Here is a 26,921-nt window from a genome sequence, read left to right on the forward strand (position 1 = left end):
AAATCCCTTGTTTTCAGCGTCGAACTGGCATTTTGAAAAGCGCGAATTCGCGAGCCGAAAGGAGGTCCCATGGCCAGCAGCCTGCGTGAACTGATCTGTCGCGTGACCGCGGATACCAAGCCCTACCAGCGCGAAATGGCTGCTGCTTCTCAGCATGCGGTGAGCTTCGGGCACACGGTCTCGCGAGCAGGCAAAGACGGGACCCGCGCATGGGACCTGCAGACCGCGGCAGCCAAGACACACGCCACGGCGCTGGAGGCATCCCAGCAGGCCCTTGGCCGGTACGTCGGCATGGCGGCAGGCCTGTTCGGTGCCGGCAAGCTAATCCAGATGGCCGACGACTACGGCCAGATCAGCGCGAGGATCCAGAACGCCACCGCCAGCAGTGCGGAGTTCGGCTTGGCGCAGGAGCGGCTCGAAGAGATCGCCAGCCGCACGTTCCGCCGGTACTCGGAGGCCGCCGACCAGTTCGCCGCCAACGCCCGGCCGATGCAGGAGCTGGGCTTCTCGATCTCGCAGACCCTCGATTCCGCCGAGGCCTTGGGCCTGGCGCTGGTGGCCGGTGCTTCCGATGCGCAGCGCAGCCGGTCGGCGATGGATGCCTGGTCGAAGTCGATGGCTGATGGTCGGATCAATGTCGACCGCTTCCAGACCCTGCTGCAGCAGACGCCTCGCGTCGCACAAGCGCTTGGCGATGCCCTCAGCAAGACGACCGGCGAGCTGCAGCAGATGGCCCGTGACGGCCAGCTGACGGCGCAGGTGGTGGTGCCCGCCTTGATCTCGCAGATGGGCAAGCTGGGCGAGGAAGTGGACCGGATGCCGACCACGGTGCAGGACGCCACCAATCGCTTCCTGGACGCGATGCAGAAGTGGGCCGGCGGCGCCAACACCGCGACGGGTGCCACGGCAACGCTGGTCGATGGCATCGCGCTGGTGACCAAGCACATGGACCTGCTGGCCACGGCGGCCATCGCCGGCGGCGTCGGTCTGGTCGGCAGCAAGATGATCCTGGCTGGCCGCGATGCGGTGCAGATGGCCCGCGGCATGATGGAAGCCCGCACCGCTCAGCAGACGCTGACCGCGGCCCGCGTTGCCGATGCCCAGCATTCGGTAGTGGAAGCCGCGATGCACAAGTCGCGGATGTTCCAGCAGAAGGCCTTCTACGCGGGGATGGTGGCCGAGGCCACGACGAAGACCGAACTGGAGTACGCGACCCGCCGCCTGCAGCTTGCGACGGACAACGCCTCACGCGCCAACGCGGCGCATCTGGCGAGCATCAACAGCCTGACGGCGGCAGAGAACGCGAACGCTGCTGCGAAGAGCAGGATGGCTGCAGCAGGCCGCTTGGCGATGGGTGTGTTCGGTGGCCCTGCTGGCCTTGCGATGACGGTGGGTGCTGTAGCCGCGGGCTGGCTCATGTTCCGGGACAACGCCGACGACGCCACGCGCTCCCTGCGTGACATGAAAGGACCGCTGGACGAGATCATCGAGAAGTACCGGGAGCTGGGTACCGCGCAGCAGGCCATCGCGCAGATGGATGCGCAGAAGGAGCTCGATCGCCAGACCAAGGCCTACGAGCTGAGCCTGCAGCGCCTTCGCAGTTCTGGCGGCGCCGTGATGTACGACTTCTTCACCGAGATCGACAACAACGTGCGCGCCGGTGCGCTGTCGATCGACCAGGCCGCAACCGACATGGTGGCAAGCATTCGCCGGTTCGAAGCGCAAGGCAAGATCTCGCCTGGCCTGGCCAAGCTGCTGATCGAGGAAGCGGCAGCGTTCCAGCAGTCCGGACGCTCGGCCGATGATTACCGCGGCCGCCTGGGCGGCATGCAGGCAGCAAGCGAAGAGGCCGGTACCGCGACCGGAAATCTCGCCGGCAAGGCGGGCGCCGGTACCGCAGCGCTCACTGGCTTGGCAAACGCTGTCGCCACTGTCGACCAGAACCTGCGCTCGCTCAGCAGCAGCACCGACAGCCAGATCGTCAACTTGGTGCGCATCCGGGATGGTGCCGAGAGAGCTTTCAGGGTGCAGATCGGCCAGCAGATCAACGCGGCCGGCGGCGTGGATGCGCTGACCCCAGAACAGCGCGCGGAGTACAACCGGCAGATCGAACTCGGCGTCCGGCTGATCCGCAAGACTGAAGCGGCGCAGCAAGCGAACGCTCAGGCAACGCGGAACGCCGCGGCAGCGACCCGAGAGGCGACCAAGGCCACCAACGAAGCGGAGAAGATCGCCGAGCGCCGCCTGGAGCAGTACAACGACATGGCGGCGGCACAGGCGCGTGAGATCGCCCTGCACGGCGAGGTGGGCCGCGCTGCCGCGATGGCATACGACACCGCCACCGGCTCGCTACGCGACTTCACCGATGCGCAGAAGCTCTCGCTCAATGAAGCCGCGAAGTGGCTGGACTGGCTGGACCACATGGCCGTCGTCGACGCGGAGATCGAGAAGATTTCAGCCGAGCACGCCAGCAGGACTGGTGAGCGCTTCAATTCGATCTCGGTGATGGCCGACCAGGCCGCCAGGAACATGCAGGGCCACTTCGCTGACTTCCTGTTCAACCCGTTCGAGGACGGCGTGAACGGCATGGTGAAGGGCTTCTCGGAAGCGATCCGGCGCATGCTGGCCGAGGCCGCGGCCGCAAGGCTGTTCGAGCTCGTCGGCATCGCGATGACCGGCTACCAAGGCCAGGGCGGCTGGGGCAATTTCATTCGGGGCATGGGGTCCGCCATGACCACGGACGGGAAGCGCGCCGGCGGCGGTGAGGTACGCCCGTACAGCGCCTACGACGTCACCGAGCACGGCCCGGAGCTGCTGCAGATGGGTGGCCGGCAGATCCTGATGACTGGCGCTCAGGGCGGCGTGGTCTCGCCACTGATGAACAAGGCCGCTGGTGGTGGTGCCGGCGGGCAGTTGCAGGTGATCGTGAACAACCACGGCAACGATCGTGTGGAAGCGCGTAGAGAGACAGAGCGGCAGCCGGACGGCAGGATTCTGGAGAGGCTGGTGCTCTCGATCGTCTCCAACAACATCGACCAAGGCGGCATCGTGGCCAGCGCAACCAAAAGCCGCTTCGGACTTCGGGAGGCGATGTGAAGCCTCTGATCAGTGATCCGCGCTTTCGGCTGGCGGGACCCCCATATGCCGAAGGTGCGCATCGGCCATCTTTCCGACAGCGATCGTATTGTGCTGAGCCGCGTCCCTGATCAACTCAATCTTCGCGTCATCGACGATGCCTCGCATTTTGGCAATCTGATGGCCGAGGTCTTCTTCGGTGTCCCTGATGATATCGAGAAGCAAACCACGCGGGTCAGGGTGATTCTTGGCGGCGAGCGCCAACGCGATAGCGACAAGAGAGTTCACCGACACTAGGTGTCCGATCTCATCTGGTGCTGCATCTTGGTCAGCCATTTCGCCGCTCCACCCAAACGAATGTCATCTTACGCCGGCCAACTGCCTGATCCACCTTGGGGGTATCGCCCGGAATTGAACCCTGGCAACCAAATATTCCGGGGGTACGAACGGGGGTATGCACCCTTCCCTGCTTCGGAAAAGTTCGCGCAAATCAGCCCGTTGCGGCGAGTTTTCGGGTGGCCCCACCCCACCATCTTCCAGAGACGAAAAAGCCCGCTCGCGCGGGCTTTTTCGTTGTCGCTTGCCGTGCGTCGGTCAGGACTGCAGCGGCACGATGCGGATCTCGACGCGACGGTTCAGGGCGCGGCCCTGCTCAGTGCTGTTGTCGGCCACCGGGTAGCGCTTGCCGAACCCGACGATCTCGAAACGCTCGCGCTGCAACCCCTGGCCGATCAGGTAGTTGCCCACGTTCTGGGCACGCTGCTCGGACAGGCGCTGGTTGACGGCATCGGTACCGACGCTGTCAGTATGGCCGCTCACCTCGACGATCGTCTGGTTGTACTCACGCAGCGTGGACGCAACATTGTTGAGCGCCGGGTAGAACTGGGACTTCAAATCGGCCCGACCGAAGTCGAAGGTCACGCCGTCCGGCAGGTTGAGCTTGATGATGTCGCCTTCGCGATCGACCACGATGCCGGTGCCCTGCGTCTGGCGACGCAACTCGGCTTCCTGGCGATCCTGGTAAGCGCCGATGGCCCCGCCGGCCAAGGCGCCCACGCCGGCACCCACCATGGCGCGCTGGCGGCGTTCGGTGGCACTCGAGCCGCTCAACAGACCCGCAGCAACACCGATGCCTGCGCCCACCAGCGCGCCGGTGCGGGTACGGTTGGGGTCGTCGGGATCGGTGGTCTGGCCGGTATAGGTGGCACAGCCTGCCAGCATCAGGGCGCTGGTCAGGGCAGTGGTGGCGAGGACGAGACTCTTGCGCATGTCGTGCTCCATGGTGCGGCAGGGCCGCCGTTGTGATGACCGGCACAAGCTAACCACGGCGGGATCAAGGTCGGATGACGGCAACCCGAACAGCCTTCACAAACCCCAATGCGAGCACGGAAAATCAGGGGGATAGCACATAGCTGCGCAATACCGCTTCAGCGTCCGTTGAATCAAAGTCCCGGTCCCAGCCGCCCATCAGCGCGAGATACAGCAGGGTTTCGAACTGTGGTTGGAAGCGGTTGGCCACTGCATCCGGGTCCGGCACCAGCCGGCCGTCCCCGATCAGTCCGAAATGGACCCGGTTGTTGTAGCTCAGGATCGACAGCCCCAACCCGATGGAACCGGTTTGCGGCACCCAGAACATCATTTCGTCGACGCGTCGGCCGGCCAGGTAGAGCGGCTGTTGCGGCCCGGGCACATTGGTCGCCACGGCGGTCGCCTTGCGACTGAACAGTTCCAGCGCCATTTCCTGCAGCGGCTGCGGCGCCATGCCTAGCGCGGCCAACAAGCCATATGCGACAATGGCTTGTCGAGAATTCTTCAACTGCTTCATGCACTCTGCGACGTACTCTACCCGCCGGATGGGGTTGTCCTCGCCCACCGGCAGGTCAAGGAACACCAACCCGAAGTGGTTGCCCAGCTTGCGGGCGTGCTCCAGCGGACGCAGGTTGACCGGCACGGTGGCGCGAAGCGAAAGCCCGTCCACCGGTTCGCCGCGCGATTGCAGGTACGCGCGCAGGGCGCCGGCGGCGACCGCCATCAGCACGTCATTGACGGTACAGCCGCAGGCACGGCCGACGGCTTTCACCTCGTCCAGGCACAGCGGCTCGGCCCAGGCCACGCGCTTGCGGGTCCCCAGACGGCCACGGAGCAACGTAGCGGGATCGTCCGGCAGGGCCAGCGCCTGCAGCAACTCCTTGCCGATCTCGCCGCCCTCCTTCGCCAGCACGGCCGCGAGCGACGGATCCTGCACCATCTCCATGCCCTTGCCGAGCATCTTGCCGCCCAGTCGCGTGTAGCGCTGAACTGCACCGACGCGGCGCGCCACGCCGGCACCATCCTGCTTCAGCCATGCGTTGGCGAGATCTTCGTCACGACCTGCCTCCGGTGCGGTATCGGTCAACGACAGCAACACCTGCACCAGCGCGATTCCGTCCGCGTAGCAGTGGTGGATTCGGGCGATCACCGCCGATCCGCCGCGGTACTGTTCGACCAGATGGAATTGCCAGAGCGGCCGCGCCTTGTCGAGCGGGGTCGATGCCAGGGTGCCCGCCAGCCGTTCGAGCGCGCGCTTGCCCGGGGAGCGCCCCGCCAGCGCCATCGACTGCACGTGCCAGTCGAGGTCGAAGGCGTCATCGTCCAGCCACAAGGCGCCGGCGCCGCTGTCGACCGCGCGCTGCCGAAACCGTGCGTAAGCGAGGAACCGGGAGCGGATGATGCGCTTCAGCTCGTCCAGCGACAGTGCCTCGGCGAACATCAGCACGCCGGTGATCATCATCGGATTGGTGTCGCGCTCCATGCGCAGCCAGGCGGTATCGACCTTCGACATCGCCTCACGCTTCGGACTGCCGCGTTTGTCCTGCTTCGCCATGCCCCCTCCGTCGCCGCGAGTGAATCACGGCCCCGGACGGAGCGTCAATTTGGCGGTGTCAGCGGATCGACTGGTAGGCCGCCAGTGCCGCCTCGCGACCTTCGGCCAGGTCTACGATGGGCCTGGAAGGGTAGTCAGGCGCGTGCCTGCGCAGCAGCGCGGGGTCGCTCCACGGTTCGTGCATCGCCGACGGCGGCAGTCCGGCGAGTTCCGGCACCCATCGCGCGATGTAGCGACCATCCGGATCGAACTTGCGCGCCTGCGTCGCCGGGTTGAACACGCGGAAGTAAGGCGCGGCGTCGGCACCGGTGCCCGCCACCCATTGCCAGCCGAGTGTGTTGTTGGCGAGGTCGGCATCGACCAGCGTGTCCCAGAACCAGCGCGCACCTTCCAGCCAGTGCTGGCGCATGTGCTTGCACAGGTAGCTGGCCGCGATCATGCGCACGCGGTTGTGCATCCAGCCGGTGTGCCACAGCTCGCGCAGGCCGGCATCGACGATCGGCACGCCGGTCATCCCGCGCTGCCAGGCCTCGAGCATGCGGCCGTTGCGACGAGCCCACGGAAAACCATCGAATTTCGGGTTGAGATTGGTGTCGACCGTCTTCGGGAAATGGTGCAGCAGGTGGTGGGCGAATTCGCGCCAGCCCAACTCGCGCACGTACCCGTCGATATCGGTCGCAGTGCCCGCCGTGCGCTCCGCTTCCAGCGCAGCCACGATCCGCCACGGCGCGATCTCGCCGAAGTGCAGGTGCGGCGACAGCCGCGACGTACCGACGCGATCGGGTCGGTCGCGATCGGTGCGGTAGCCGCGCAGCGCGCCATCGATGAAGACTTCCAGCGCTTCACGCGCACCCGCCTCGCCCGGTGTCCAGGCTTCCCAGAACCCGGAATCCCAGCGCGGCGACGGCGCCAGCGCCAGCGCGTCGAGTTCGACGCCTTCCATGCCGCCATCGACCACCGGCCAGTCCTTCGGCGCATCGTGCAGTGCATGCTCGCGCCAGTCCGCCAGCGCGCTGCGCCAGAATGGGGTGAACACGCGGTAGGGATCGCCCTGCCGGGTGGCGAGCTGCCAAGGCTCGAACAGCAATGCGCCATTGAAGCTTTCGACCTGCAGTCCTTGCCCGCGCAGCGCCTTCTTGACCTCGGCGTCGCGCCGTTCGGACGCAGGCTCGTAGCGGCGGTTCCAGTACACCGCCTCGGCCTCGAAGCCATCCACCAGCGTCTGCAGGATCGCCAGGCTGGGACCGCGGAAGATGCGCAGGCGGCTGCCGCGGCTGCGCAGGTCGGCGTCCAGCGCCTGCAGCGAACGATGCCGCCACGCGTCCGATGCGGCGCCCGGCCGCCATTCGCCCGCTTCCTTCGGCGCGTGGATGTATACGCACACCGGCACCTGGCCGGCCGCCAGCGCCGCCTGCAACGCGGGGTTGTCGGCAAGCCTCAGGTCGCTGCGGAACCACACCAGTGCGTTGGCCATGGCGCAGTATCGCCTGCCAAGGTGGAAACTGCGTCAATCGCTGCGGTAGTCGCGGGGGATGCGTTCGTTAAGGCCCACCAGGATCTCGTAGGGGATCGTGCCGGCGGCCTCGGCGAGCGTTTCCACGCTGATCGACACGTCGCCCTGGTGCCCGACCAGCACCACCTCGTCCTCGTTCCACGCGCTGTCCTTGCCGATGTCGACCATGAACTGGTCCATGCAGACGCGTCCGGCGATCGGATGGGCCTTGCCCCGGATCAGCACCTGCCCTCGCGACGACAGCGCACGCGGATAGCCATCGCCATAACCCACCGGCACCGTCACCACGCGGGTGTCTTGCGACGGCGCCCAGGTGGCGCCATAGCTGACCGGATTGCCCGCCTTGACCACCTTGAAGTACACCGCGTGCGAGACCAGCGACAGCGCCGGTTGCAGCGGGATCGTCCGGCGCGACGCGGCATCGGGCAGCACGCCGTACAGCGCGATGCCGGGACGGACCATGTCGAGGTGCGTGTCCGGGAAATGCAGCACGCCGCCGGAGTTGGCGAGGTGGCGCACGGGCATGGGCGCACCAATCCGCGTGAAGTGCCCGCAGGCTTCAAGGAAGCGCTCCAGCTGCAGCGCGGTCATCGGTGACGCGGGATCGTCGGCGCAGGCCAGGTGCGAGTACACGCCGGCCAGTCCGCACCAGCGCGAGGCGACCGCCGCTTCGATGAACGGCCCGCACGAGTAGCTGTGCACACCGATGCGCTCCATGCCGGTGTCGATCTTCAGGTGCACCTGCGCGCGCTTGCCGGCGGCTTCGGCCGCGGCCTCCACCTGGCGCAGCTTGTCCAGCGACGACACGGTGATCTCCAGGTCGTGCGCGAGGAACTGCGACACCTGGTGGCCGAAGATGCCACCCATCACCAGGATCGGCAGGGTGATGCCCGCCTGCCGCAGCGCGATGCCCTCTTCCACGAAGGCCACGCCGAAACGCTCCGCGCCCTGCGCCTGCAGGTGCCGCGCCACCGCTACCAGCCCGTGACCGTAGGCATTGGCCTTGACGATGGCCATGACCGGCACGCCGACGTGGGCGCGGATCGCGCACAGGTTGCCGGCGATGCGGTCGAGGTCGACCACGATGCGGCTGGGACGCTGCGCGACCGGGAGGTTCATCCGGAGGATGCTATTCGAAGCTGCCGATCGAGTCGTGCGCCAGGTTGTCGAAGCGCGTGTACTCGCCGAAGAACTTCAGCTTGAACGCACCGGTCGGGCCGCTACGCTGCTTGCCGATGATGATCTCGGCCAGTCCCTTGTCCGGCGACGCATCCTTGTTGTAGTACTCGTCGCGGTAGATGAAGCAGATCATGTCGGCGTCCTGCTCGATGGCGCCCGACTCGCGCAGGTCGGCCATCACCGGGCGCTTGTCGGTGCGGGTTTCCAGCGAGCGGTTGAGCTGCGACAGCGCGATCACCGGCACCTTGAGTTCCTTGGCCAGCGCCTTGAGCGAGCGCGAGATTTCGGAGATCTCGGTGGCGCGGTTCTCGCTGTTGCCGGGCACGGCCATCAGCTGCAGGTAGTCGATGACGATCAGGCCGAGGTCGTGCTCGCGCTTGAGCCGTCGTGCCTTGGCGCGCAGGACTTCCGGCGAGAGCGCCGGCGTGTCGTCGATGAAGATCTTCGAGCCCTTGATCAGCGAGATGGCGCTGCTGACGCGGCTCCAGTCCTCGTCCTCGAGCTGGCCGGTCCGCAGGCGCGTGGCATTCACGCGGCCGACCGAGGAGATCAGCCGCAGCGCCAGCTGGTCGCTCGACATTTCCATCGAGAACACCGCGACCGACTTCTTGTTGTTCGGGTTGATGGCGGCGTACTCGGCGATGTTCAGCGCGAGCGTGGTCTTGCCCATGGCCGGTCGCGCGGCGAGGATGATCAGGTCGGTCGGCTGCAGCCCTGCCGTCATCTGGTCGAACTCGTCATAGCCGGTCGACAGCCCGGTGACGCCGCCGCCGGCGTCGTAGCGCTTCTGCAGCAGGTCGAATGCGGTCTGCATCGCCTGACGGATCGGCGTGAAGTCCTGCTTGCCGTGCGCGCCCGCCTCGGCGATCCGGAACACCTGCTGCTCGGCCTTGGCGAGGATCTCGCCGCTCTCGCGGCCGTCGGGCTGGAAGCCATCGTTGACGATCTCGGTGCCCACTTCGATCAACTGCCGCAGCACCGCCTTGTCGCGCACGATGTCGGCATAGGCCTTGATGTTCGCCGCCGACGGCGTGGTGCTGGCCAGCTCGACCAGGTAGGCGCCACCGGCGACCTGTTCCGAGAGGCCCTTGGAATCGAACCACTCGCCCAGCGTCACCGCGTCGTAGGGGCGGCTCTTTTCGGCAAGCTCGGAGATCGCCTGCCAGATCAGCTGGTGGTCGCGCCGATAGAAGTCGTCCTTGACCAGCAGGTCGGCGACGCGGTCGTAGGCCTCGGGCGCGAGCATGAGGCCGCCGAGGACCGCCTGTTCGGCCTCGATCGACTGTGGCGGCACGCGGAGCTGCTCGATACGACTGTCGGACCGGTCCTGCCGGAACTCCGGGCGCGCTGACATCTGAAAAGTGACTCCCGTGTCGGGACCGTCTTCGCGGTCCCGTGGTGCGATGGACTGGACTGCCATCGTAACCACCCCGGCCGTAAAGCGTTGCAGATAACGCTGTGGATAACCGGTGGGCATCGCAGATCCTGCGACGATCGCGCGCCGCAACGGAAGCGGGCGCCCGAAGGCGCCCGTCCGGTTCACGCGATGGCGGCCTGGATCAGGCCGCTTCCGGCTCCACCACCACCTTGACGGTGGTTTCGGCGTCGGCGTGCAGGTGCACCACGATGTCGTATTCGCCGATGTTGCGCAGCGGGCCTTCGCCCATCACCACTTCCGACTTCTCGACCGGGGCGACGGCCTTGGTCAGGGCTTCGGCGATGTCGCGCGGGCCGACCGAGCCGTACAGCTTGCCTTCCGCCGAAGCGTTGGCGTAGATGGTCACGCTGGCGCCCTCCAGCTTGGCCAGGCGCGACTGCGCCTCGTCCGAGATGGCCTTGGCCTTGGCTTCGTAATCGGCGCGCTTGGCTTCGAACTCGGCCAAGTTGGCGGCGGTGGCCGGTACGGCCTTGCCCTGCGGGACGAGGAAGTTGCGGCCGTAACCGGGCTTGACCTTGACCTTGTCGCCGAGGTTGCCGAGGTTGGTGACGCGTTGCAGGAGGATCAGTTCCATGGGGTGTCTCCGGATTCGTTAGCGGCGCATCGGCGCCGCAACGGTGGCTGTCCGAATCGGACGGGTGTAATGGGGAACGAATGAAGAGGAACGAGAGGAAGGCTTTCCTTGTCGTTTCTCGTTCCTCCAGGCGCCACAGGCGCCACTCGTTCCTAGACGTTGTGGTTGTCGGTATACGGGATCAGCGCGAGGTAACGGGCGCGCTTGACCGCGGTCGCCAGCTGGCGCTGGTAGCGCGACTTGGTGCCGGTGATGCGGCTCGGCACGATCTTGCCGTTCTCGGTGAGGTTCTGGCGCAGGGTGTTGAGATCCTTGTAGTCGATCTCCTTGACACCCTCGGCCGTGAACTTGCAGAACTTGCGGCGGCGGAAGAACTTGGACATGGGTGTGCTCCTCAGGCGGCTTCGGCGGTGTCGGCCTTGTCGCCGTCACTGCTGCTGTCGTTGTCGTTGTCGGTGGACGGCGACTCGTCGTCGTCGCGACGGCGACGCTCGCCGCGCTCGGGCTTGTCGCCCTTCTCGTCCTTGTTCTTCATGATCAGCGACTGCTCGGTCTCCGGGCCATCGCGACGGATGACCAGGTGACGCAGCACCGCGTCGTTGAAGCGGAAGCCTTCGACCAGTTCGTCGAGCACGGACTGGCCGGCCTCGACGTTGAACAACACGTAGTGGGCCTTGACCAGGTTGTCGATCGGATAGGCCAGCTGGCGGCGGCCCCAGTCCTCGAGGCGATGGATCTTGCCTTCGCCGCCCTCGATCAGCGCCTTGTAGCGCTCGATCATCGCGGGCACCTGCTCGCTCTGGTCCGGATGGACCAGGAACACGATTTCGTAATGACGCATTGTGGTTTCCTTTCGGGTATTCGGCCGCCGCGACGGGCGGGCCGGACAGCTCCCCGCTGCCCGGAGTGGACGCGGTGGAGCAAGGGCTCCCGACGGCCTGGCCGCAGGGAGCCGCGCATTATGGAGGATCAAGGACTTGGCTGCAAATGGGACCCGGGACTTCCCTCTCCCCTCGAGCCGGCGTCGTACCGGGCGCCGGGCAAGGGCGACGCCCCGAATACCGGTCCCGGTGCAAGCCGGGACCCATGGACTTCGGCGGCCCGCGCGTTGCAGCGTGGCGGGTATGGCTGCCGGACTTTGCCAGGTCGCGTTGGGGAAAAAGGTTCCTCTCCCGACCGAGGGAAAGGCTCCGACGCAGGGCCCGCAGGTCCGATGCCACCGCAAGTCGCGGCCCGATATCCGCTTGGTTGCGGTGGCATCGGACCTGCGCCGGATAGACCGTCGCCCGTTCAGAAAAGCAGAAGCGACGCTGTCTTTGCCCCGGCTTTCCGTTCCGTTCGCCGGATGTGTGGAGGCGCCTGCCGGGGCCGCGCCGACCAAGCGGATATCGGGCCGCGACTCGGCGTGGCCCCGGCAGGCGCCCCCGGCGTCCCCGCACTTGGGTGAAGAGCCAAAAGACGCTGGGTCCCGGCTTGCGCCGGGATGACTGGATTTCGGGATGGTGGGGGACTGCCGGGAAAGCCGGGGTTCGGAGCGCCGGGCCCCGCCCTACCCCTTTCGCGCCGCGATCCAGGCGTCGATGTGGCGCTCCAGCGTCTCCAGCGGCACCGAGCCGGTCTCGAGCACGGCATCGTTGAAATCGCGGATGTCGAAACGTTCGCCGAGTTGTGCCTCGGCACGGTCGCGCAGTTCCGAGATCTTCAGCTGGCCGATCTTGTAGGCCAGCGCCTGCCCCGGCCAGCCGATGTAGCGGTCGATCTCGTTGGTCACGTCCTGCTCGGTCTTGGGCGCGTTGTCCATGAAGTAGTCGATCGCCTGCTGCCGGCTCCAGCCCTTGCTGTGCAGGCCGGTATCGACCACCAGCCGCACCGCGCGCCACATGTCGTAGGCCAGCTGGCCCATGCGGTCGTAGGGGTCGTCGTAGAGCCCCATCTCGTAGCCCAGGCGCTCGGCGTACAGCGCCCAGCCTTCGCCGTAGGCGGTGAAGTAGCCGGTGCGGCGGAAGGTCGGCATGTCCGGCAGTTCCATCGCGCGGCTGATCTGGAAGTGGTGGCCCGGGACCGCCTCGTGCAGCGACAGCGCCATCATCTCCCACTTCGGCCGCACCTCGGGCCTGTACAGGTTCACGTAGTAGAAGCCGGCACGGCTGCCGTCGAGTGCGCCTGGCTGGTAGTACGCGGTGGTGGTGTCGGGCGCGATGTTGTCCGGGATCGGCCGCAGCCCGTACGGCAGGCGCGGGATGATGCGGGCGACCTTCACCAGTTCCGGATCGATGCGCTTGGACACGGCGAGGTAGGCGTCGAACAGCGCTTCGGGCGTGTCGTGGAAGAACTTCGGATCGGTGCGCAGGTACTCGAAGAACGCCCGCAGGTCGCCTTCGAACGCCACTTCGTTGCGGATCGCCTCCATCTCGCCGCGGATGCGCGCCACTTCCTCCAGGCCCACCGCATGGATCTGGTCGGTGGTCATGTCGGTGGTGGTGAAGGTGGATGCCAGGAAGTCGTAGTAGGCCTTGCCGCCGGGCAGGTCGACGGCGGCGGTCTCGGTGCGGGTCGCGGGCAGGTATTCATTGGCGAAGAATTCGCCGAAAGCGCGATAGGCCGGCACGATGCCCTGTGCGACGAGCCGCTGCGCCTCGCTCTGCAGTGCGGCCTGCTCGGCCGCCGGCACGGTGTCCGGGAACCGCAGGAACGGCTTGTAGAACTGGCTTTGCGTGGGGTCGTCCACGACCTGCGCGGCGATCTGCGCCGGAATGCGTTCCATCAGCACCCGCGGCGGCGTGTCGTTGGCCGCCAGGCCTTCGCGCATCAGCACGACCACCTGCTCCAGCCGCCGCGGCAACGCCGCCATCCGCGCCAGCCAGTCGCGATAGTCCCGGGTGGTGGCGAACGGCAGCACCTCGGCGATCTGGGCGATGGTCTGCGGGCCGCCGCGCTGGTTCACCGGGCGCAGGTACTCGCGGTACTGCTGGCGCTCGATGGACTTCTCCAGTTGCCAGCGCATCACGTCGAAATGCAGCCTGTCGGCGTCATTCAGCGCCTCGCGGTCGAAGGCCAGCAGGGTTGCCAGCGCCTCGCGGTCGGCGGCCTGGCGCGCGGCGATGGCGTCCAGCGAGAGGTCGGTCCAGCGGTCGTTGTAGCGGCGGTCGCCACGGTAGCTGGCGACCTCCGGGCTCTCGCGCAGGCCGCGCTCCCATTCGGCTTCGAAGAAGGCGTGCAGCGCCTGGCCGGTGTCGTTGGCAGCAGCGGGCGGCGCGGCGAAGCACGCGAGGAACAGGAACAGGGCAAGCAGCGGGAGACGGGACATCGCGGGCGCTCAGATGGGATGGCCGGAGTCTACCGTTTCAGTGCTGAGGAGACCCGGCGCGAGGCGCCGGGCAGCAATCGGACTACGCTCGCCACCCCCGCGCAGGCAGGGCCCATGGGCGTGTCGACGTCGAACAGCGACGTCCTGGATCCCCGCCTGCGCGGTGGGGATGACGACCCACCGTCGGGGTGCCTCGCGACGCGCTCGCGGAATCGTCAGGCGGCCTTGTCGGCGTCGGTGGTGAAGCTCTCGCCACAGCCGCATTCGGCGGCGGCATTGGGGTTGGCGAACACGAACTCCTGGTTCAACCCCTTGCGCGTGAAGTCGATGGTGGTGCCATCGACCATCGGCTGGCTGGTGGCGTCGACGTAGATGCGCACGCCGTCCTGCTCGCTGACCGTATCGCCAGCCTGCTCTGCCTGCGCCAGTTCCACCTCGTAGCCCCAGCCGGAGCAGCCGGTGCGCTTGACCCCGAAGCGCAGGCCGAGCGCGTCGGGGTTGGCCGCGAGGAACTGGCGGATGCGGTCGAAGGCGGCGGGAGTCAGGTGAATGGCCATGGTGCAATTCTAACGCCGGAGGGCTGAAGATCATTGAAAGTATCGTCATCCCCGCGACGACGGGGATCCATGGGCCTGGCCTTCGTGACCTCGAACGCCCACGGGTGCCCACCTTCGCGGGCATGACGATCGACAGGACGTCGGCGAGCGATGAGCGGCCCGGTTGCCAGCGGTCGCCCGCGAGGGCACGGTAAACTGTTCATCCGATATCGATCCTCCTCCTCAGAGATTCAAGGCATGACGGTTTCCAGCGTCGAACACGCGCTCGCGGGCAAGCTGCCCGCCGGCGGCGAAGTCACGGTCCGCGGCTGGGTGCGCACCCGGCGCGATTCCAAGGCGGGCCTGAGCTTCGTCAACGTCAGCGACGGCTCGTGCTTCGCGCCGATCCAGGTGGTGGCGCCGGCGACGCTGGACAACTATGAATCCGAGGTCAAGCGGCTGACCGCCGGCTGCGCGGTCATCGCCACCGGCACGCTGGTGGCGTCGCAGGGCCAGGGCCAGAGTTTCGAGATCCAGGCATCGGCCATCGAAGTCGTCGGCTGGGTGGACGATCCTGAAACGTACCCGATCCAGCCCAAGGCGCACTCGCTGGAGTTCCTGCGCGAAGTCGCCCACCTGCGTCCGCGCACCAACCTGTTCGGCGCCGTCACGCGCATCCGCCACTGCCTGGCGCAGGCCGCGCACCGCTACTTCCACGAGAACGGCTACTACTGGATCAACACGCCGGTCATCACCACCTCCGATGCCGAAGGCGCCGGGCAGATGTTCCGGGTGTCCACGCTGGACCTGGCCAACCTGCCGCGCGACGGCAAGGGCAACGTCGACTTCTCCCGCGACTTCTTCGGCAAGGAAGTGTTCCTGTCGGTGTCGGGCCAGCTCAACGTCGAGGCGTTCTGCCTGTCGATGGGCAAGGTCTACACCTTCGGTCCGACCTTCCGCGCCGAGAACAGCCACACCACGCGCCACCTGGCCGAGTTCTGGATGATCGAGCCGGAGATCGCCTTCGCGGACCTGGCCGAGGACGCGCGCGTGGCCGAGGAGTTCCTGAAGTACCTGTTCCGCGCGGTGCTGGACGAACGTGGCGACGACATGGCCTTCATCGCCGAGCGCGTGCAGAAGGATGCGATCACGCGACTGGAGGGTTTCATCAACGCGCCCTTCGAGCGGATCGAATACACCGATGCGGTCAAACTGCTGCAGCAGTCCGGCCAGAAGTTCGATTTCCCGGTCGAATGGGGCCTGGACCTGCAGACCGAGCACGAGCGCTGGCTGACCGAGCAGCATGTCGGCCGCCCAGTGGTGGTGACCAATTACCCCGAACACATCAAGGCGTTCTACATGCGCCTCAATGACGACGGCAAGACGGTCGCCGCGATGGACGTGCTGGCGCCGGGCATCGGCGAGATCATCGGCGGCTCGCAGCGCGAGGAACGGCTCGACGTGCTGGACGCGCGCATGGCGCAGTTCGGGCTCGATGCCGAACACTATGGCTGGTACCGCGACTTCCGCCGCTACGGCACGGTGCCGCACGCCGGCTTCGGCCTCGGTTTCGAACGCCTGATCGTGTACGTCTGCGGCCTGTCCAACATCCGCGATGCCATCCCCTACCCGCGTGCGCCCGGTACGGCGGAGTACTGATGTTCCTGTTCCTCGGCCTGTGCTTCGTGGGCATCGCCATCGGTGGCATCTGTGCCTTCGTGATCTTCTGGCCGCTGTCGCTGGTGCACCTGCGCGACCGCCATCCGGCCGTGCGCGAGGCGTTGGGGGACAGCCCCTTCCTCGGCCCGTCTGCGTTGCATTGGCTGCTGACCGGGCGCTACCGCGAGGTGGCCGACCGCCAGTTCACAGGGTTGGCCACGCCGGCGCGGGTGTCGGCCGTCGTCACCCTGTTCGCGCTGGGCATGTCCGCGCTGATGCTGCTGTGGGCGATTGCATTCCGATGAGCGAGACGATGGACGACCCTATCCGGCACGTGCACGAGGAATGGTGGCTGGCCAGCCTGGGCCGCACCGTGGTGTGGGCGCGGCTTCGCGTGCGCGAGGCCGGCACCGCCGATGTCTTCGACAGCGACGGCAACACGCTGGTCTACGACAGCGAGGACACCGCGCGTTCGATGCTGCTCGATGCCGATTTCGTCGCCTTCGACGGCCTCGACGAAGCCGATGCGCTGGAGCGGGGCTTCTCGCTGGCCGAACTCGCCCTACCCGTCGGCACGCACGACGATGCGCTGCGTCCGCGCATGGTGCAGTCGCTCGGCGCGCGCGCCTAGGGCCGGTCGATGCGCGACGGGCGCTAGCGATGTACCTGCCGCGCGCCTTCGCCGGGACCGACCTTGCGCTGCTGGATGCGCTGGTCGCTGCCGACCCCTTCGTGACCCTGGTCACCACCGACGCCGAGGGCGCGCCGTTCGCCTCGCACCTGCCGGTGCTGTACCGCCGCGAAGGCGATGCCGTCCTGATCGAAGGCCACTGGGCGAAGCCGAATCCGCAGGCGCGGCAGGGCGACAGTGCACTGGTGATCGTGCAAGGCCCGCACCACTACATTTCCGCCAGCTGGTACCCCGACAAGGAAACGGCGGCTCGCGTCCCTACCTGGAACTACGCCACCGCCCACCTGCACGGCACGCTGCAGCGGTTCGACGACGAGGCCGGGCTTGCCGACATCGTTTCCCGCCTCAGCGACCGCTTCGAGGCCAGCGTGGGCCAGGGTTGGCGGTTCGAACCGCAGCGCGACGATCATCGCGCGCAGCTGCGCGGCATCGTCGGTTTCCGTTTCGTGCCGATGCGGATCGACCTGAAGGCCAAGCTCAGCCAGAACCATCCGCAAGCCAACCAGGTCGCCGTGGCATCGGCGCTGGAGGCGCTGGGCGATACGAACGCCGATGCGGTGGCCGCGCTGATGCGCCAGAACACTTCCCCCGAACCGGAGCAATGACCATGGATCTCGACCTCACCGGCCGCCAGGCGCTTGTCTGCGGCGCATCGGAAGGCATCGGCCGCGCCACCGCGCACGAGCTCGCCTTGCTGGGCGCGAACGTCACCGTACTGGCGCGTCGCCAGAACGCGCTGGATGCGGTGGTCGCCGCCTTGCCCCGCGAAAGCGGCCAGGTACACCGCAGCGTGGTGGGCGACATGGGCGATCGCGAGGCGTTGCGCACCGCGCTTGCCGCGCTGGTTGCCGAGGCGCCTGTGCACGTCCTGGTCAACAACACCGGCGGTCCACCCGGTGGCACGGTCTTCGACGCCGAAGCCGATGCCTTCATCGACGCCTTCGGCAAGCACGTGCTCGCCAACCAGGTGCTGGTGCAGGCCGTGGTGCCCGGCATGCGCGCCGCCGGCTGGGGCCGCATCGTCAACGTGGTCTCGACCTCGGTGTACGAGCCCATCGCCGGGCTGGGCGTGTCCAACACCACCCGCGGCGCAGTCGCCAGCTGGGCCAAGACCCTGTCGCGCGAACTGGCCCCGGACGGCATCACCGTCAACAACGTCCTGCCCGGCTATACCGAAACCGGCCGCATCGACCAGATCGTGCGCGACCGCGTGGCCGCGACCGGCCAGACCGAAGCCGACATCCGCGACGCGATGCGTGCCAACGTACCGGTCGGGCGCCTGGCGAGGCCGGAGGAGACCGGCGGCGTGATCGCGTTCCTGTGCTCACCCGCCGCCGCCTACGTCACCGGCGTCAGCCTCGCCGTCGACGGCGGGCGGATGGCGTCGATCTGAGCTCAGACGTCGTAGAGGCACCCCGTCACGACGAAACGACCGACTGCAGCCACGTTGGTCCCGGTGGCGCGGTTGATTTCGACCGAAACGTACGAGCCCGGGTCGGCATACAGGCTGACCTGGCTGCTGGTCATGCGGTCGCTGAGCGCGTATCCGGTCAGGATCGGCAGCGGATGCGAAGCGTAGACGCCATTGACCCGAGTGCCGATGGCGAATGCGCCGCGTCCTTCGTTGGTCGACATTCGCAGGCCCGCGCTGACGTATTCGACTTGCAGCCGCTTGCCGGCGGGTACCGGGAACTGACCCACGACACCGCTGTAGCCGACCTGTACCGTCACGGTGCCGGCGTGCTGGAACGGCTGCGCGCAGAAGGTGCCGTGCGCGAGGGCCGGCGCGGTCGCGCAGGCCGAACCGACGGCGAGGGTGGCGATGATCAATTGGCGGAACATGCGGGGAACTCCAAGGTTTCGACCGGATTGGCCGTATTCCGTGGATCGGAAAATGCCGCCGGGAACCGACATGCCTCCGCAACATCACGCCGGGCGAGCGCCAGGGCGCAGGCAGTGCTGCGACAACACCAGGCGCTGCCCTGCGCGGGGCATCCGCGCCGTCGCTTCGCCGATGACCACTCCGCACGCGCGGAGCATGGATTCGCGCGATCGCCGCATGACGCGCCACAATCGGGCGACACGACCCAGCGGATCACCCGAATGCCCGAAGGCCCCGAAATCCGTCGCGCCGCCGACCAGCTGGCCGAAGCGGTGGTCGGCGAACCGTTGGCCAGCGCCTGGTTCGGATTCCCGGCGCTGAAGAAGTACGAGAAGCCGCTGCGCGGCCGCCGCATCGAGGCGATCGTGCCACACGGCAAGGCGCTGCTGACCCGCTTCGACCACGGCTGGACGCTGTACAGCCACAACCAGCTCTACGGTGTCTGGCAGGTCGCGGCGGCGGGCGAGCGTCCGGAGACCACGCGCTCGCTGCGCGTGGCGTTGGAGACGGCGAAACAGGCAATCCTGCTGTATTCGGCGTCCGACGTGGCGATGTGGCGCACCGATGCGTTGCACGGTCATCCGTTCCTGTCGAAGCTGGGCCCCGACGTGCTCGATCCGGCACTGGACGCCCGAAGCGTCGAGGCGCGGTTGCGCGATCCCGCGTTCGCGGGCCGCGCGTTGGCCGCCCTGCTGCTCGACCAGGCCTTCCTGGCGGGGATGGGCAACTACCTGCGTGCCGAGGTGCTGTTCGAAGCCGGCATTTCCGCGCATCGCCGCCCGCAAGACCTCAAGCCCACCGAGCGCAAGCGGCTGGCCAAGGCGCTGCTGACCGTACCTCGGAACAGCTACCGCACCCGCGGCATCGAGCCGGCCAGCGGGATGCGCGCCGACTACATCACCGACACGCCGGCGGGCTTCCGCTTCAGCGTGTTCGATCGCGAAGGCCTGCCCTGCCCGCGCTGCGGCGCCCGCATCGTGCGCGAGGAACTCGCCGGCCGCCGCCTGTACGCCTGCCCCGCATGCCAGACCTGAACATCCCGCGGGTTAAGCTGCCCGCATGAAGCGTTGCCTGCACCTCATCGATGGCGTTCCGCGCGAGCCGGCGAGTGGCCAGTGGCTCGAGGTCTTCGACCCCGCGTCCGGCAAGCCCTTCGCCGCCGTGGCCCGCGGCAATGCCCACGACGTGGATGCCGCCATCGCCGCGGCGGCGGCGGCCTTCGACGGCTGGTCGGCGCTGCCGAACGATGCGCGGGCGCGCTGGCTGGAGCGACTGGCCGATGCCCTCGAGGCCCGCATCGAACTGTTCGCCGAGGCCGAATCGCGCGATGGCGGCAAGCCGATCCGTCTCGCGCGCGACATCGAGATTCCGCGCGCCGTCGCCAACCTGCGCTTCTTCGCGCATGCCGCCACACAGTTTTCGAGCGAATCGCATCACGGCCAGGCCGGGCTCAACTACACACTACGCATGCCGCTGGGCGTGGTGGGCACGATCTCGCCCTGGAACCTGCCGCTGTACCTGTTTACCTGGAAGATTGCGCCCGCAATGGCAGCAGGCAATACGGTGGTCGCCAAGCCGTCCGAAGTCACGCCGCTCACTGCAACGATGTTGGCCGAACTCGCCGCGGAGATCGGCTTCCCGCCCGGGGTGCTGAACGTGGTGCACGGCCTCGGCCCGGACGTGGGCGAGCCGCTGGTATCGGATCCACGCGTCAAGGCGATTTCGTTCACCGGCAGCACGGCCGTGGGCAAGCGCATCGCCGGCATCGCCGCGCCTCTGTTGAAGAAGGTGTCGCTGGAACTGGGCGGCAAGAACCCGACCCTGGTGTTCGCCGACAGCGACTGGGAGGACCAGCTCGACACGCTGGTGCGTTCGGCGTTCCAGAACAGTGGCCAGATCTGCCTCTGCGGCTCGCGGCTGCTGGTGGAGCGCAGCATCCAGGTCGCGTTCCGCGAGGCCTTCGTGGCCCGCGTGCAGGCGCTGCGCATCGGCGATCCGGTCGATCCGGACACGCAGTTCGGCCCGCTAGTGTCGCAGGCGCATTTCGACAAGGTGCTGTCCGCGCTGGCGCGCGCCCGAGATGAAGGCGCCGAGGTGTCGTGCGGCGGTGTCGCGCTGGACCGGCCCGGTTGGTTCGTTGCGCCGACCGTGCTGGAGGGTCTGGGCCCGGACTGCGCGACCAACCGCGACGAGATCTTCGGCCCGGTGGTCACGCTGCAGCCGTTCGATTCGGAAGACGAGGCGCTGGCGCTTGCCAACGCGGTGGACTACGGGCTGTCGGCATCGGTCTGGACCCGCGACCTCGACCGCGCGCACCGCCTGGCGGCCGGCATCCGCGCGGGGATCGTCTGGATCAACAGCTGGCTGATGCGCGACCTGCGCACGCCGTTCGGCGGCGTCGGCCAGTCGGGGCTGGGCCGCGAGGGCGGCTTGGAAGCCATGCGCTTTTTCACCGAACCCAGGAACGTGGGGCTCGCTTTGCGATAATGCCGGGCATACAGATCACGCCGACAAGGGAACCGAGATGAGCCGACTCGATGAGCTGCTGAAGAAGAACGAAGCCTGGGCCTCGCGCATCCAGGCCGAGGACCCGACCTTCTTCGAACGGCTGTCGGACATCCAGACGCCGAAGTTCCTGTGGATCGGCTGCTCCGACTCCCGCGTGCCCGCCAATCAGATCATCGACATGGCGCCGGGCGAGGTGTTCGTCCATCGCAACATCGCCAATGTCGTCGTGCACACCGACCTCAACTGCCTGTCGGTGATCCAGTTCGCGGTGGACGTGCTGAAGGTGGAACACGTGCTGGTCGTCGGACACTACGGCTGCGGCGGCGTGCTGGCCGCGCTGAAGGGCATGCGCGTGGGACTGGCGGACAACTGGATCCGCCACGTGCGCGACGTCGCCAACCGCCACGACGGCGTGCTCGATGCCATCGACGACGAACGGCTGCGCCATGACCGGCTGTGCGAACTGAACGTGCTGGAGCAGGTGACCAACGTCTGCCAGACCACCATCCTCCGCGATGCCTGGACGCGCGGGCAGAACGTCCACGTCTACGGCTGGGTCTACACGTTGCGCGATGGCCGCGTGCACGACCTGGGCCTCGACATCGACAGCGAACAGGCGCTAGCCGACCAGTATGCGCCAGCGCTGTCGCGCATCCGCCTCGACCGGGAAGACCGTTGATGGCCTCCGGGGGCGGCATCCACGCCGCGGCTGCGCCAAAGGCCGTGGGTCGCTACCCGCATGCGCGGCGCGTCGGCGACCTGCTGTTCCTGTCCGGCATCGGACCGCGCGACCCGGCCACCGATGCCATCCCCGGCAACGAAGCCTGCGCCGATGGCCGCCTGCGCAGCCATGACATCGCGGCGCAGACGCATGCCGTGTTCGCCAACGTGCGCGCGGTGCTGGAAGCCAGCGGCGCGCACTGGGAGGACCTGGTGGACGTGACCGTCTACCTCACCGACATGGCCCGCGACTTCAAGGCCTACAACGCGGTCTGGGCGGAATACTTCCCCGATCCCGCCACCGCGCCCTGCCGCACCACGCTCGGCATCACCGCATTGCCTACGCCGATCGCCATCGAACTCAAGTGCGTCGCCGCCATCGCAGTCAATCCCCACCATGCGGATTCCCCATCCCCTCCCCCGCGTGCGGGGGAGGGCTAGGGTGGGGGCGAGCCGCATGGGCGCAACCGAAAGCCCCACCCCGGCCCTCTCCTGCAGCCTGGAGAGGCGGAGGACCACGCCATGATTCCCGCACCGCTCAACCTCCAGCAGTGGATCGACGAACACCGCCACCTGCTCAAGCCCCCGGTCGGCAACAAGTGCCTGTACGACGGCGACTTCATCGTGATGATCGTCGGCGGCCCGAACGCGCGTACCGACTATCACTGGGAAGAAGGCCCGGAATGGTTCTACCAGCTGGAGGGCGAGATGACCCTGCGCATCCAGGAAAACGGTGCCGTGCGCGACATCCACATCCGCGCGGGCGAAACCTTCCTGCTGCCACCCAAAATCCCACATTCGCCGCAGCGTGGCCCGGATTCCATCGGGCTGGTGATCGAACGCAAGCGCCTGCCGCACGAAGACGACGGCCTGCTGTGGTTCTGCGAGCAGTGCAACGCCAAGGTCTACGAGGAGTACTTCCACCTCAGTGACATCGAGCAGGATTTCTTCAAGGTCTTCGAGACCTTCTACCGCAACGACGACCTGCGCACCTGCAAGGCCTGCGGCCATCTCAACCCGCGGCCAGGCCGCTACGAGATGCAGGCCGATTCGCAGGCCGACGTCACCTGAGCCAGGGAGCGGCCATGCTCAAGATCGACATCCACGCCCACTACCTGCCCCGCGACTGGCCGGACCTGGCGCGCAAATATGGCGAGGCGCGCTTTCCGGTGATCCACCACACCGACGACGGCCGCCACCGCATCTACAAGGACGGCAAGTTCTTCCGCGAAATCTGGTCCAAGACCTGGGACGCGCAGGAACGGATCGACGACTACGCGCGCTTCGGCGTGCAGGTGCAGGTGATCAGCACCGTGCCGGTGATGTTCAGCTACTGGGCAAAGCCGGCGCATGCGATGGAACTGCACCAGGCGCTCAACGACCACATGGCGCAGACCTGCCACGACTTCCCGCGCCACTACGCCGGCATCGGCACGGTGCCGCTGCAGTCGCCGCGGCTGGCGGTACAGGAGCTGGAACGCTGCGTCGACCAGCTCGGCCTGCAGGGCGTGCAGATCGGCTCGCACGTGCACCTGCCCGACGGCCAGCACTGGAACCTCGACGCGCCGGAACTGTTCCCGTTCTTCGAGGCCGCCGCCGACCTCGGCGCGGCCATCCTCGTGCATCCCTGGGACATGATGGGCACCGACACCATGCCCAAGTACTGGCTGCCGTGGCTGGTGGGCATGCCGGCGGAGCAGTCTCGCGCGGCGTGCTCGCTGGTGTTCGGCGGCGTGCTGGAGCGGCTGCCGAAGCTGAAAATCTGCATGGCGCACGGCGGCGGCAGCTTCCCCTACACCATCGGCCGCATCGAGCACGGCTTCAACATGCGCCCGGACCTGGTGGCTACCGACAACCCGCACAACCCGCGCGATTACCTCAAGCGCCTGTACTTCGATTCCTGGGTGGCCGATCCCGCCGCGTTGCGCTACCTGCTGGACACCTGCGGCGTGGACCGGGTGATGCTGGGCACCGACTACCCGTTCCCGCTGGGCGAACAGGTCCCCGGTGCCGGCATCGAGGAGATCGCACTGGACGACACCGCACGCGCCCGGCTCTACCACGGCACCGCGCTGGAATGGCTGGGGCTGCCACAGTCCCGATTCGCATAGACACCCCATGACCGACCTGTTTTCCGACGACCACGCCCGCGCGCTGGACGATGCCGATGCACTGCGCGCGTTCCGCCACGAGTTCCTGATCCCCCGCCACGACGGTGTCGAGCAGGCCTACTTCTGCGGCAACTCGCTGGGGCTGCAACCGAAGGGCGCACGGGCGCATGTCGAGGAAGTGCTGCGCAAGTGGTCCGAGGAAGCCGTGGAGGCGCATTTCACCGCGCCGGGCGCGTGGATGCCCTACCACGAACTGGTGCGCGATCCGCTCGCGGCCGTGGTCGGTGCACAGCCGTCCGAGGTGGTGGCGATGAACTCGCTCACCGCCAACCTGCACCTGCTGATGGTCAGCTTCTACCAGCCCACCGTCGAACGCACCGCGATCCTGATCGAAGCCGGCGCCTTCCCGTCGGACCGGTATGCAGTGGAGTCGCAGTTGAAGTATCGCGGCCTGCCGCCGGAACACACGCTGATCGAAGTGCAGCCCGACAACGCCGACGGCACCTTCTCGATGGCCGCCATCGAGAACGCGATCCGCGAACACGGCAAGCGTCTGGCGCTGGTGCTGTGGCCGGGTGTGCAGTACCGCACCGGACAGGCCTTCGACCTGAAGGAAATCGCGCGGATCACGCATGAGGTGGGCGCGATCGCCGGCTTCGACCTTGCGCACGCCGTCGGCAACCTGCCGTTGCAGTTGCACGACAGCGGCGCCGATTTCGCGGTCTGGTGCCATTACAAGTACATGAACTCCGGCCCCGGCGCGGTCGCCGGCTGTTTCGTGCACGAGCGCCATGCGCGCACCGACCGCCCGCGCTTCGCCGGCTGGTGGGGCCACGAGCAATCCACGCGCTTCCGCATGGGTCCGGACTTCGTGCCCACGCCCGGTGCCGACGGCTGGCAGCTCAGCAATCCGCCGATCCTGGGCCTGGCGCCGCTGCGCGCCTCGCTGGACCTGTTCTCGCGTGCGGGCATGGACGCGCTGCGCGCCAGGTCCAAGCGATTGACCGGGTATCTCGAAGCCCTGATCCATGCGCGCCTTGCCGACACGCTGCAGATCGTCACCCCGGCCGCCCCTGCACAACGCGGCTGCCAGCTGTCGCTGCGCGTCGCTGGCGGGCGCGCGCGCGGCCGCACCCTGTTCGAGCACCTCGGTGCGCAAGGCATCATCGGCGACTGGCGCGAGCCCGACGTGATCCGCATCTCCCCCGCCCCGCTCTACAACACCCACGCCGACGTGCTGCGTTTCGCACGGGCGGTCGATCGCTGGCAGGCAGGCGCGTGAACACCGGCAGGCAAATCACGATCATCGGTGCCGGCCTCGCGGGCGCGCTGCTGGCAACCCTGCTCGCGCAGCGCGGCTGGCGGGTCGAAGTGTTCGAGCGCCGGGGCGACCCGCGCCTGCACGGCTATGCCGGCGGGCGCTCGATCAACCTGGCCCTGGCCGAGCGCGGCCTGCATGCCTTGCGGCAGGCGGGCACCGACGACGCGGTGATGCGCCAGGCGGTGATGATGCGCGGCCGCATGGTGCACCCGCTGGACGGCCAACCCGAACTGCAACGCTATGGCCGCGACGACAGCGAGGTGATCTGGTCGATCAACCGCGGCGAGCTCAACATCGTGCTGATCGAGGCCGCCGAGGCGGCCGGCGCCACGCTGCATTTCGATCGCCGGCTGGAACAGGTCGACTTCGACCGCAGCACCTTCGTCGTCAAGGGCGACGGCCACGAGGAAAAGCGCAGCTTTGCTGCACTGGTCGGCGCGGACGGCGCGGGCTCCACCTTGCGTGGACAGATGGCGCAGGTCGCCGACCTTGGCGAGCGCATCGACTGGCTGGACCACGGCTACAAGGAACTTGAGATCCCGCCCGGCCCCGGCGGCAGCTTCCGCATCGAGCCCAATGCCCTGCACATCTGGCCGCGCGGCCACTACATGTGCATCGCCCTGCCCAACGACGAGCGCACCTTCACCGTCACCCTGTTCATGCCCCACGCCGGCCCGCATCCCAGCTTCGAAACGGTACCCGATGGCGATGCCGCCGCGGACTTCTTCGCCAGCGACTTCGCCGATGCGGTGCCGTTGATCCCGCAACTGGAAGCCGATTACGAGCGCAACCCCGTCGGTTCGCTGGCCACGCTCACCCTCGACCGCTGGCGCATCGACGGCCGCGCCGTGCTGGTCGGCGATGCCGCCCACGCCATGGTGCCGTTCCATGGCCAGGGCATGAACTGCGCCTTCGAGGACTGCGTGGCGCTGGCCGATGCGCTGGAATCGCACGACGCCTTCGAGGCCGCGTTCTCCGCATTCGAGGCCGAACGCATGCCCAATGCCGCCGCCATCCAGCACATGGCGCTGGAAAATTACCTGGAGATGCGCGACCGCGTGGACGATGCCGACTACCGGTTGCAGCGGGCCCTGGAACTGATGCTGCAGGATCGCCATCCGCACCGGTTCGTGCCGCACTACGCCATGGTCAGCTTCATGCGCATCCCCTACGCGGTGGCGCTGGAACGCAGCGAGATCCAGCGCGGGATCCTCCAACGTGCCACCGCGGGAATCGAGCACCTCGACGCGATCGACTGGGCTGCTGTCGATGCGGACGTGCGGTCCCGCCTTGGCTTGCTGGAGGGCACGCCCGCGTGAGCGAGAGCTGCCTCTTCTACGATCGCGCCTCGATGACATTCCATATTGGAGGGAACGATGCCGTCGCAACGGCTGAGGTTGCCGACCTGCGCAGGAACCCGGCCCGTGGCTGACAGCTTCCTCTTCTACGATCGCGCCTCGATGAAATCCCATTTTGGAGGGAACGATGCCGTCGCAACGGCCGACGTTGCCGACCTGCGCAGGAACCCGGCCCGTGGCTGACAG

General features: G+C 67.4%; 26 protein-coding genes. 14 read left to right on the plus strand and 12 right to left on the minus strand.

The window, feature by feature from the left end; all coding sequences use genetic code 11:
• Positions 1-69 precede the first annotated feature (69 nt).
• Positions 70-3,096 (plus strand): tape measure protein, encoded by a 3,027-nt coding sequence (locus E2F46_RS11005; protein ID WP_133322128.1) that lies wholly within the window; start codon positions 70-72, stop codon positions 3,094-3,096.
• Positions 3,097-3,105: 9 nt separating this feature from the next.
• Here the strand turns inward: E2F46_RS11005 and E2F46_RS11010 are convergent, their stop codons facing one another.
• The 11 genes from E2F46_RS11010 to E2F46_RS11060 form a co-directional block, all read right to left on the minus strand.
• On the minus strand, positions 3,106-3,411 hold the full coding sequence (locus tag E2F46_RS11010; protein ID WP_133322129.1) for a hypothetical protein: 306 nt from the start codon (positions 3,409-3,411) through the stop codon (positions 3,106-3,108).
• 258 nt (positions 3,412-3,669) lie between these two features.
• A complete protein-coding gene (locus tag E2F46_RS11015; protein WP_133322130.1) occupies positions 3,670-4,344 on the minus strand; it encodes a YiaD family glycine zipper/OmpA-like lipoprotein in 675 nt (224 codons plus the stop codon).
• A gap of 124 nt (positions 4,345-4,468) precedes the next feature.
• On the minus strand, positions 4,469-5,938 hold the full coding sequence (locus tag E2F46_RS11020) for a WS/DGAT/MGAT family O-acyltransferase (RefSeq protein WP_133322131.1): 1,470 nt from the start codon (positions 5,936-5,938) through the stop codon (positions 4,469-4,471).
• 58 nt (positions 5,939-5,996) lie between these two features.
• A complete protein-coding gene (locus tag E2F46_RS11025) occupies positions 5,997-7,412 on the minus strand; it encodes a cryptochrome/photolyase family protein (protein WP_133322132.1) in 1,416 nt (471 codons plus the stop codon).
• 33 nt (positions 7,413-7,445) lie between these two features.
• The gene (gene alr, locus E2F46_RS11030; protein WP_133322133.1) at positions 7,446-8,570 is read right to left on the minus strand and encodes an alanine racemase; all 1,125 of its coding nucleotides are present in this window, start codon (positions 8,568-8,570) and stop codon (positions 7,446-7,448) included.
• A 10-nt stretch (positions 8,571-8,580) separates the two neighbouring features.
• Positions 8,581-9,984: a replicative DNA helicase gene (locus E2F46_RS11035; RefSeq protein ID WP_133322134.1), complete on the minus strand. Its 1,404-nt coding sequence runs from the start codon at positions 9,982-9,984 to the stop codon at positions 8,581-8,583.
• 205 nt (positions 9,985-10,189) lie between these two features.
• Positions 10,190-10,642, minus strand: a complete 453-nt coding sequence (gene rplI / locus E2F46_RS11040) for a 50S ribosomal protein L9 (protein ID WP_133322135.1) — start codon at positions 10,640-10,642, stop codon at positions 10,190-10,192.
• Between the two features lie 152 nt (positions 10,643-10,794).
• Positions 10,795-11,025: a 30S ribosomal protein S18 gene (gene rpsR, locus E2F46_RS11045; protein WP_047135782.1), complete on the minus strand. Its 231-nt coding sequence runs from the start codon at positions 11,023-11,025 to the stop codon at positions 10,795-10,797.
• An 11-nt stretch (positions 11,026-11,036) separates the two neighbouring features.
• Positions 11,037-11,483 (minus strand): 30S ribosomal protein S6, encoded by a 447-nt coding sequence (rpsF, locus tag E2F46_RS11050; protein WP_133322136.1) that lies wholly within the window; start codon positions 11,481-11,483, stop codon positions 11,037-11,039.
• Between the two features lie 708 nt (positions 11,484-12,191).
• Entirely contained in the window at positions 12,192-13,949 is a 1,758-nt protein-coding gene (locus tag E2F46_RS11055; RefSeq protein WP_133322137.1) for a DUF885 domain-containing protein, read from the minus strand.
• A 215-nt stretch (positions 13,950-14,164) separates the two neighbouring features.
• Positions 14,165-14,506 (minus strand): HesB/IscA family protein, encoded by a 342-nt coding sequence (locus E2F46_RS11060; protein ID WP_133322138.1) that lies wholly within the window; start codon positions 14,504-14,506, stop codon positions 14,165-14,167.
• A 237-nt stretch (positions 14,507-14,743) separates the two neighbouring features.
• On the opposite strand from E2F46_RS11060, the gene asnS reads away from it, so the two are divergent.
• From asnS to E2F46_RS11085, 5 genes are read left to right on the plus strand one after another with little or no spacing between them, the layout of a single operon-like run.
• The gene (gene asnS, locus E2F46_RS11065; protein WP_133322139.1) at positions 14,744-16,144 is read left to right on the plus strand and encodes an asparagine--tRNA ligase; all 1,401 of its coding nucleotides are present in this window, start codon (positions 14,744-14,746) and stop codon (positions 16,142-16,144) included.
• Positions 16,144-16,449, plus strand: coding sequence for a hypothetical protein (locus tag E2F46_RS11070; protein ID WP_133322140.1), 306 nt, complete (start codon positions 16,144-16,146; stop codon positions 16,447-16,449). The genes asnS and E2F46_RS11070 overlap by 1 nt, the downstream gene beginning before the upstream one ends.
• A gap of 8 nt (positions 16,450-16,457) precedes the next feature.
• Positions 16,458-16,775 (plus strand): hypothetical protein, encoded by a 318-nt coding sequence (locus E2F46_RS11075; RefSeq protein WP_133322141.1) that lies wholly within the window; start codon positions 16,458-16,460, stop codon positions 16,773-16,775.
• A 29-nt stretch (positions 16,776-16,804) separates the two neighbouring features.
• On the plus strand, positions 16,805-17,440 hold the full coding sequence (locus tag E2F46_RS11080; protein WP_133322142.1) for an FMN-binding negative transcriptional regulator: 636 nt from the start codon (positions 16,805-16,807) through the stop codon (positions 17,438-17,440).
• A gap of 2 nt (positions 17,441-17,442) precedes the next feature.
• Positions 17,443-18,228 (plus strand): SDR family oxidoreductase, encoded by a 786-nt coding sequence (locus E2F46_RS11085; protein WP_133322143.1) that lies wholly within the window; start codon positions 17,443-17,445, stop codon positions 18,226-18,228.
• 2 nt (positions 18,229-18,230) lie between these two features.
• On the opposite strand, the gene E2F46_RS11090 is transcribed toward E2F46_RS11085, so the two are convergent.
• Positions 18,231-18,677, minus strand: a complete 447-nt coding sequence (locus tag E2F46_RS11090; RefSeq protein WP_133322144.1) for a hypothetical protein — start codon at positions 18,675-18,677, stop codon at positions 18,231-18,233.
• A 261-nt stretch (positions 18,678-18,938) separates the two neighbouring features.
• Here E2F46_RS11090 and nei point away from each other — a divergent pair, with 261 nt between their 5' ends.
• The 8 genes from nei (at position 18,939) to E2F46_RS11130 (ending at position 26,696) form a co-directional block, all read left to right on the plus strand.
• On the plus strand, positions 18,939-19,751 hold the full coding sequence (gene nei, locus E2F46_RS11095) for an endonuclease VIII (protein WP_133322145.1): 813 nt from the start codon (positions 18,939-18,941) through the stop codon (positions 19,749-19,751).
• A gap of 25 nt (positions 19,752-19,776) precedes the next feature.
• The gene (locus E2F46_RS11100; protein WP_133322146.1) at positions 19,777-21,204 is read left to right on the plus strand and encodes an aldehyde dehydrogenase; all 1,428 of its coding nucleotides are present in this window, start codon (positions 19,777-19,779) and stop codon (positions 21,202-21,204) included.
• 37 nt (positions 21,205-21,241) lie between these two features.
• Positions 21,242-21,904 (plus strand): carbonate dehydratase, encoded by a 663-nt coding sequence (can, locus tag E2F46_RS11105; protein WP_133322147.1) that lies wholly within the window; start codon positions 21,242-21,244, stop codon positions 21,902-21,904.
• Positions 21,904-22,386, plus strand: a complete 483-nt coding sequence (locus E2F46_RS11110; RefSeq protein ID WP_133322148.1) for a RidA family protein — start codon at positions 21,904-21,906, stop codon at positions 22,384-22,386. The genes can and E2F46_RS11110 overlap by 1 nt, the downstream gene beginning before the upstream one ends.
• Positions 22,387-22,467: 81 nt before the next feature.
• A complete protein-coding gene (locus E2F46_RS11115) occupies positions 22,468-23,016 on the plus strand; it encodes a 3-hydroxyanthranilate 3,4-dioxygenase (RefSeq protein ID WP_133322149.1) in 549 nt (182 codons plus the stop codon).
• 14 nt (positions 23,017-23,030) lie between these two features.
• The gene (locus E2F46_RS11120; RefSeq protein WP_133322150.1) at positions 23,031-24,056 is read left to right on the plus strand and encodes an amidohydrolase family protein; all 1,026 of its coding nucleotides are present in this window, start codon (positions 23,031-23,033) and stop codon (positions 24,054-24,056) included.
• 7 nt (positions 24,057-24,063) lie between these two features.
• Positions 24,064-25,338, plus strand: a complete 1,275-nt coding sequence (gene kynU, locus E2F46_RS11125; protein ID WP_133322151.1) for a kynureninase — start codon at positions 24,064-24,066, stop codon at positions 25,336-25,338.
• Positions 25,335-26,696 (plus strand): FAD-dependent oxidoreductase, encoded by a 1,362-nt coding sequence (locus tag E2F46_RS11130; protein ID WP_243720395.1) that lies wholly within the window; start codon positions 25,335-25,337, stop codon positions 26,694-26,696. Before kynU ends, E2F46_RS11130 begins: the two co-directional genes overlap by 4 nt.
• Positions 26,697-26,921 lie beyond the last annotated feature (225 nt).

It is taken from the genome of Luteimonas aestuarii (assembly GCF_004357985.1).
GTDB classification, from domain to species: domain Bacteria; phylum Pseudomonadota; class Gammaproteobacteria; order Xanthomonadales; family Xanthomonadaceae; genus Luteimonas; species Luteimonas aestuarii.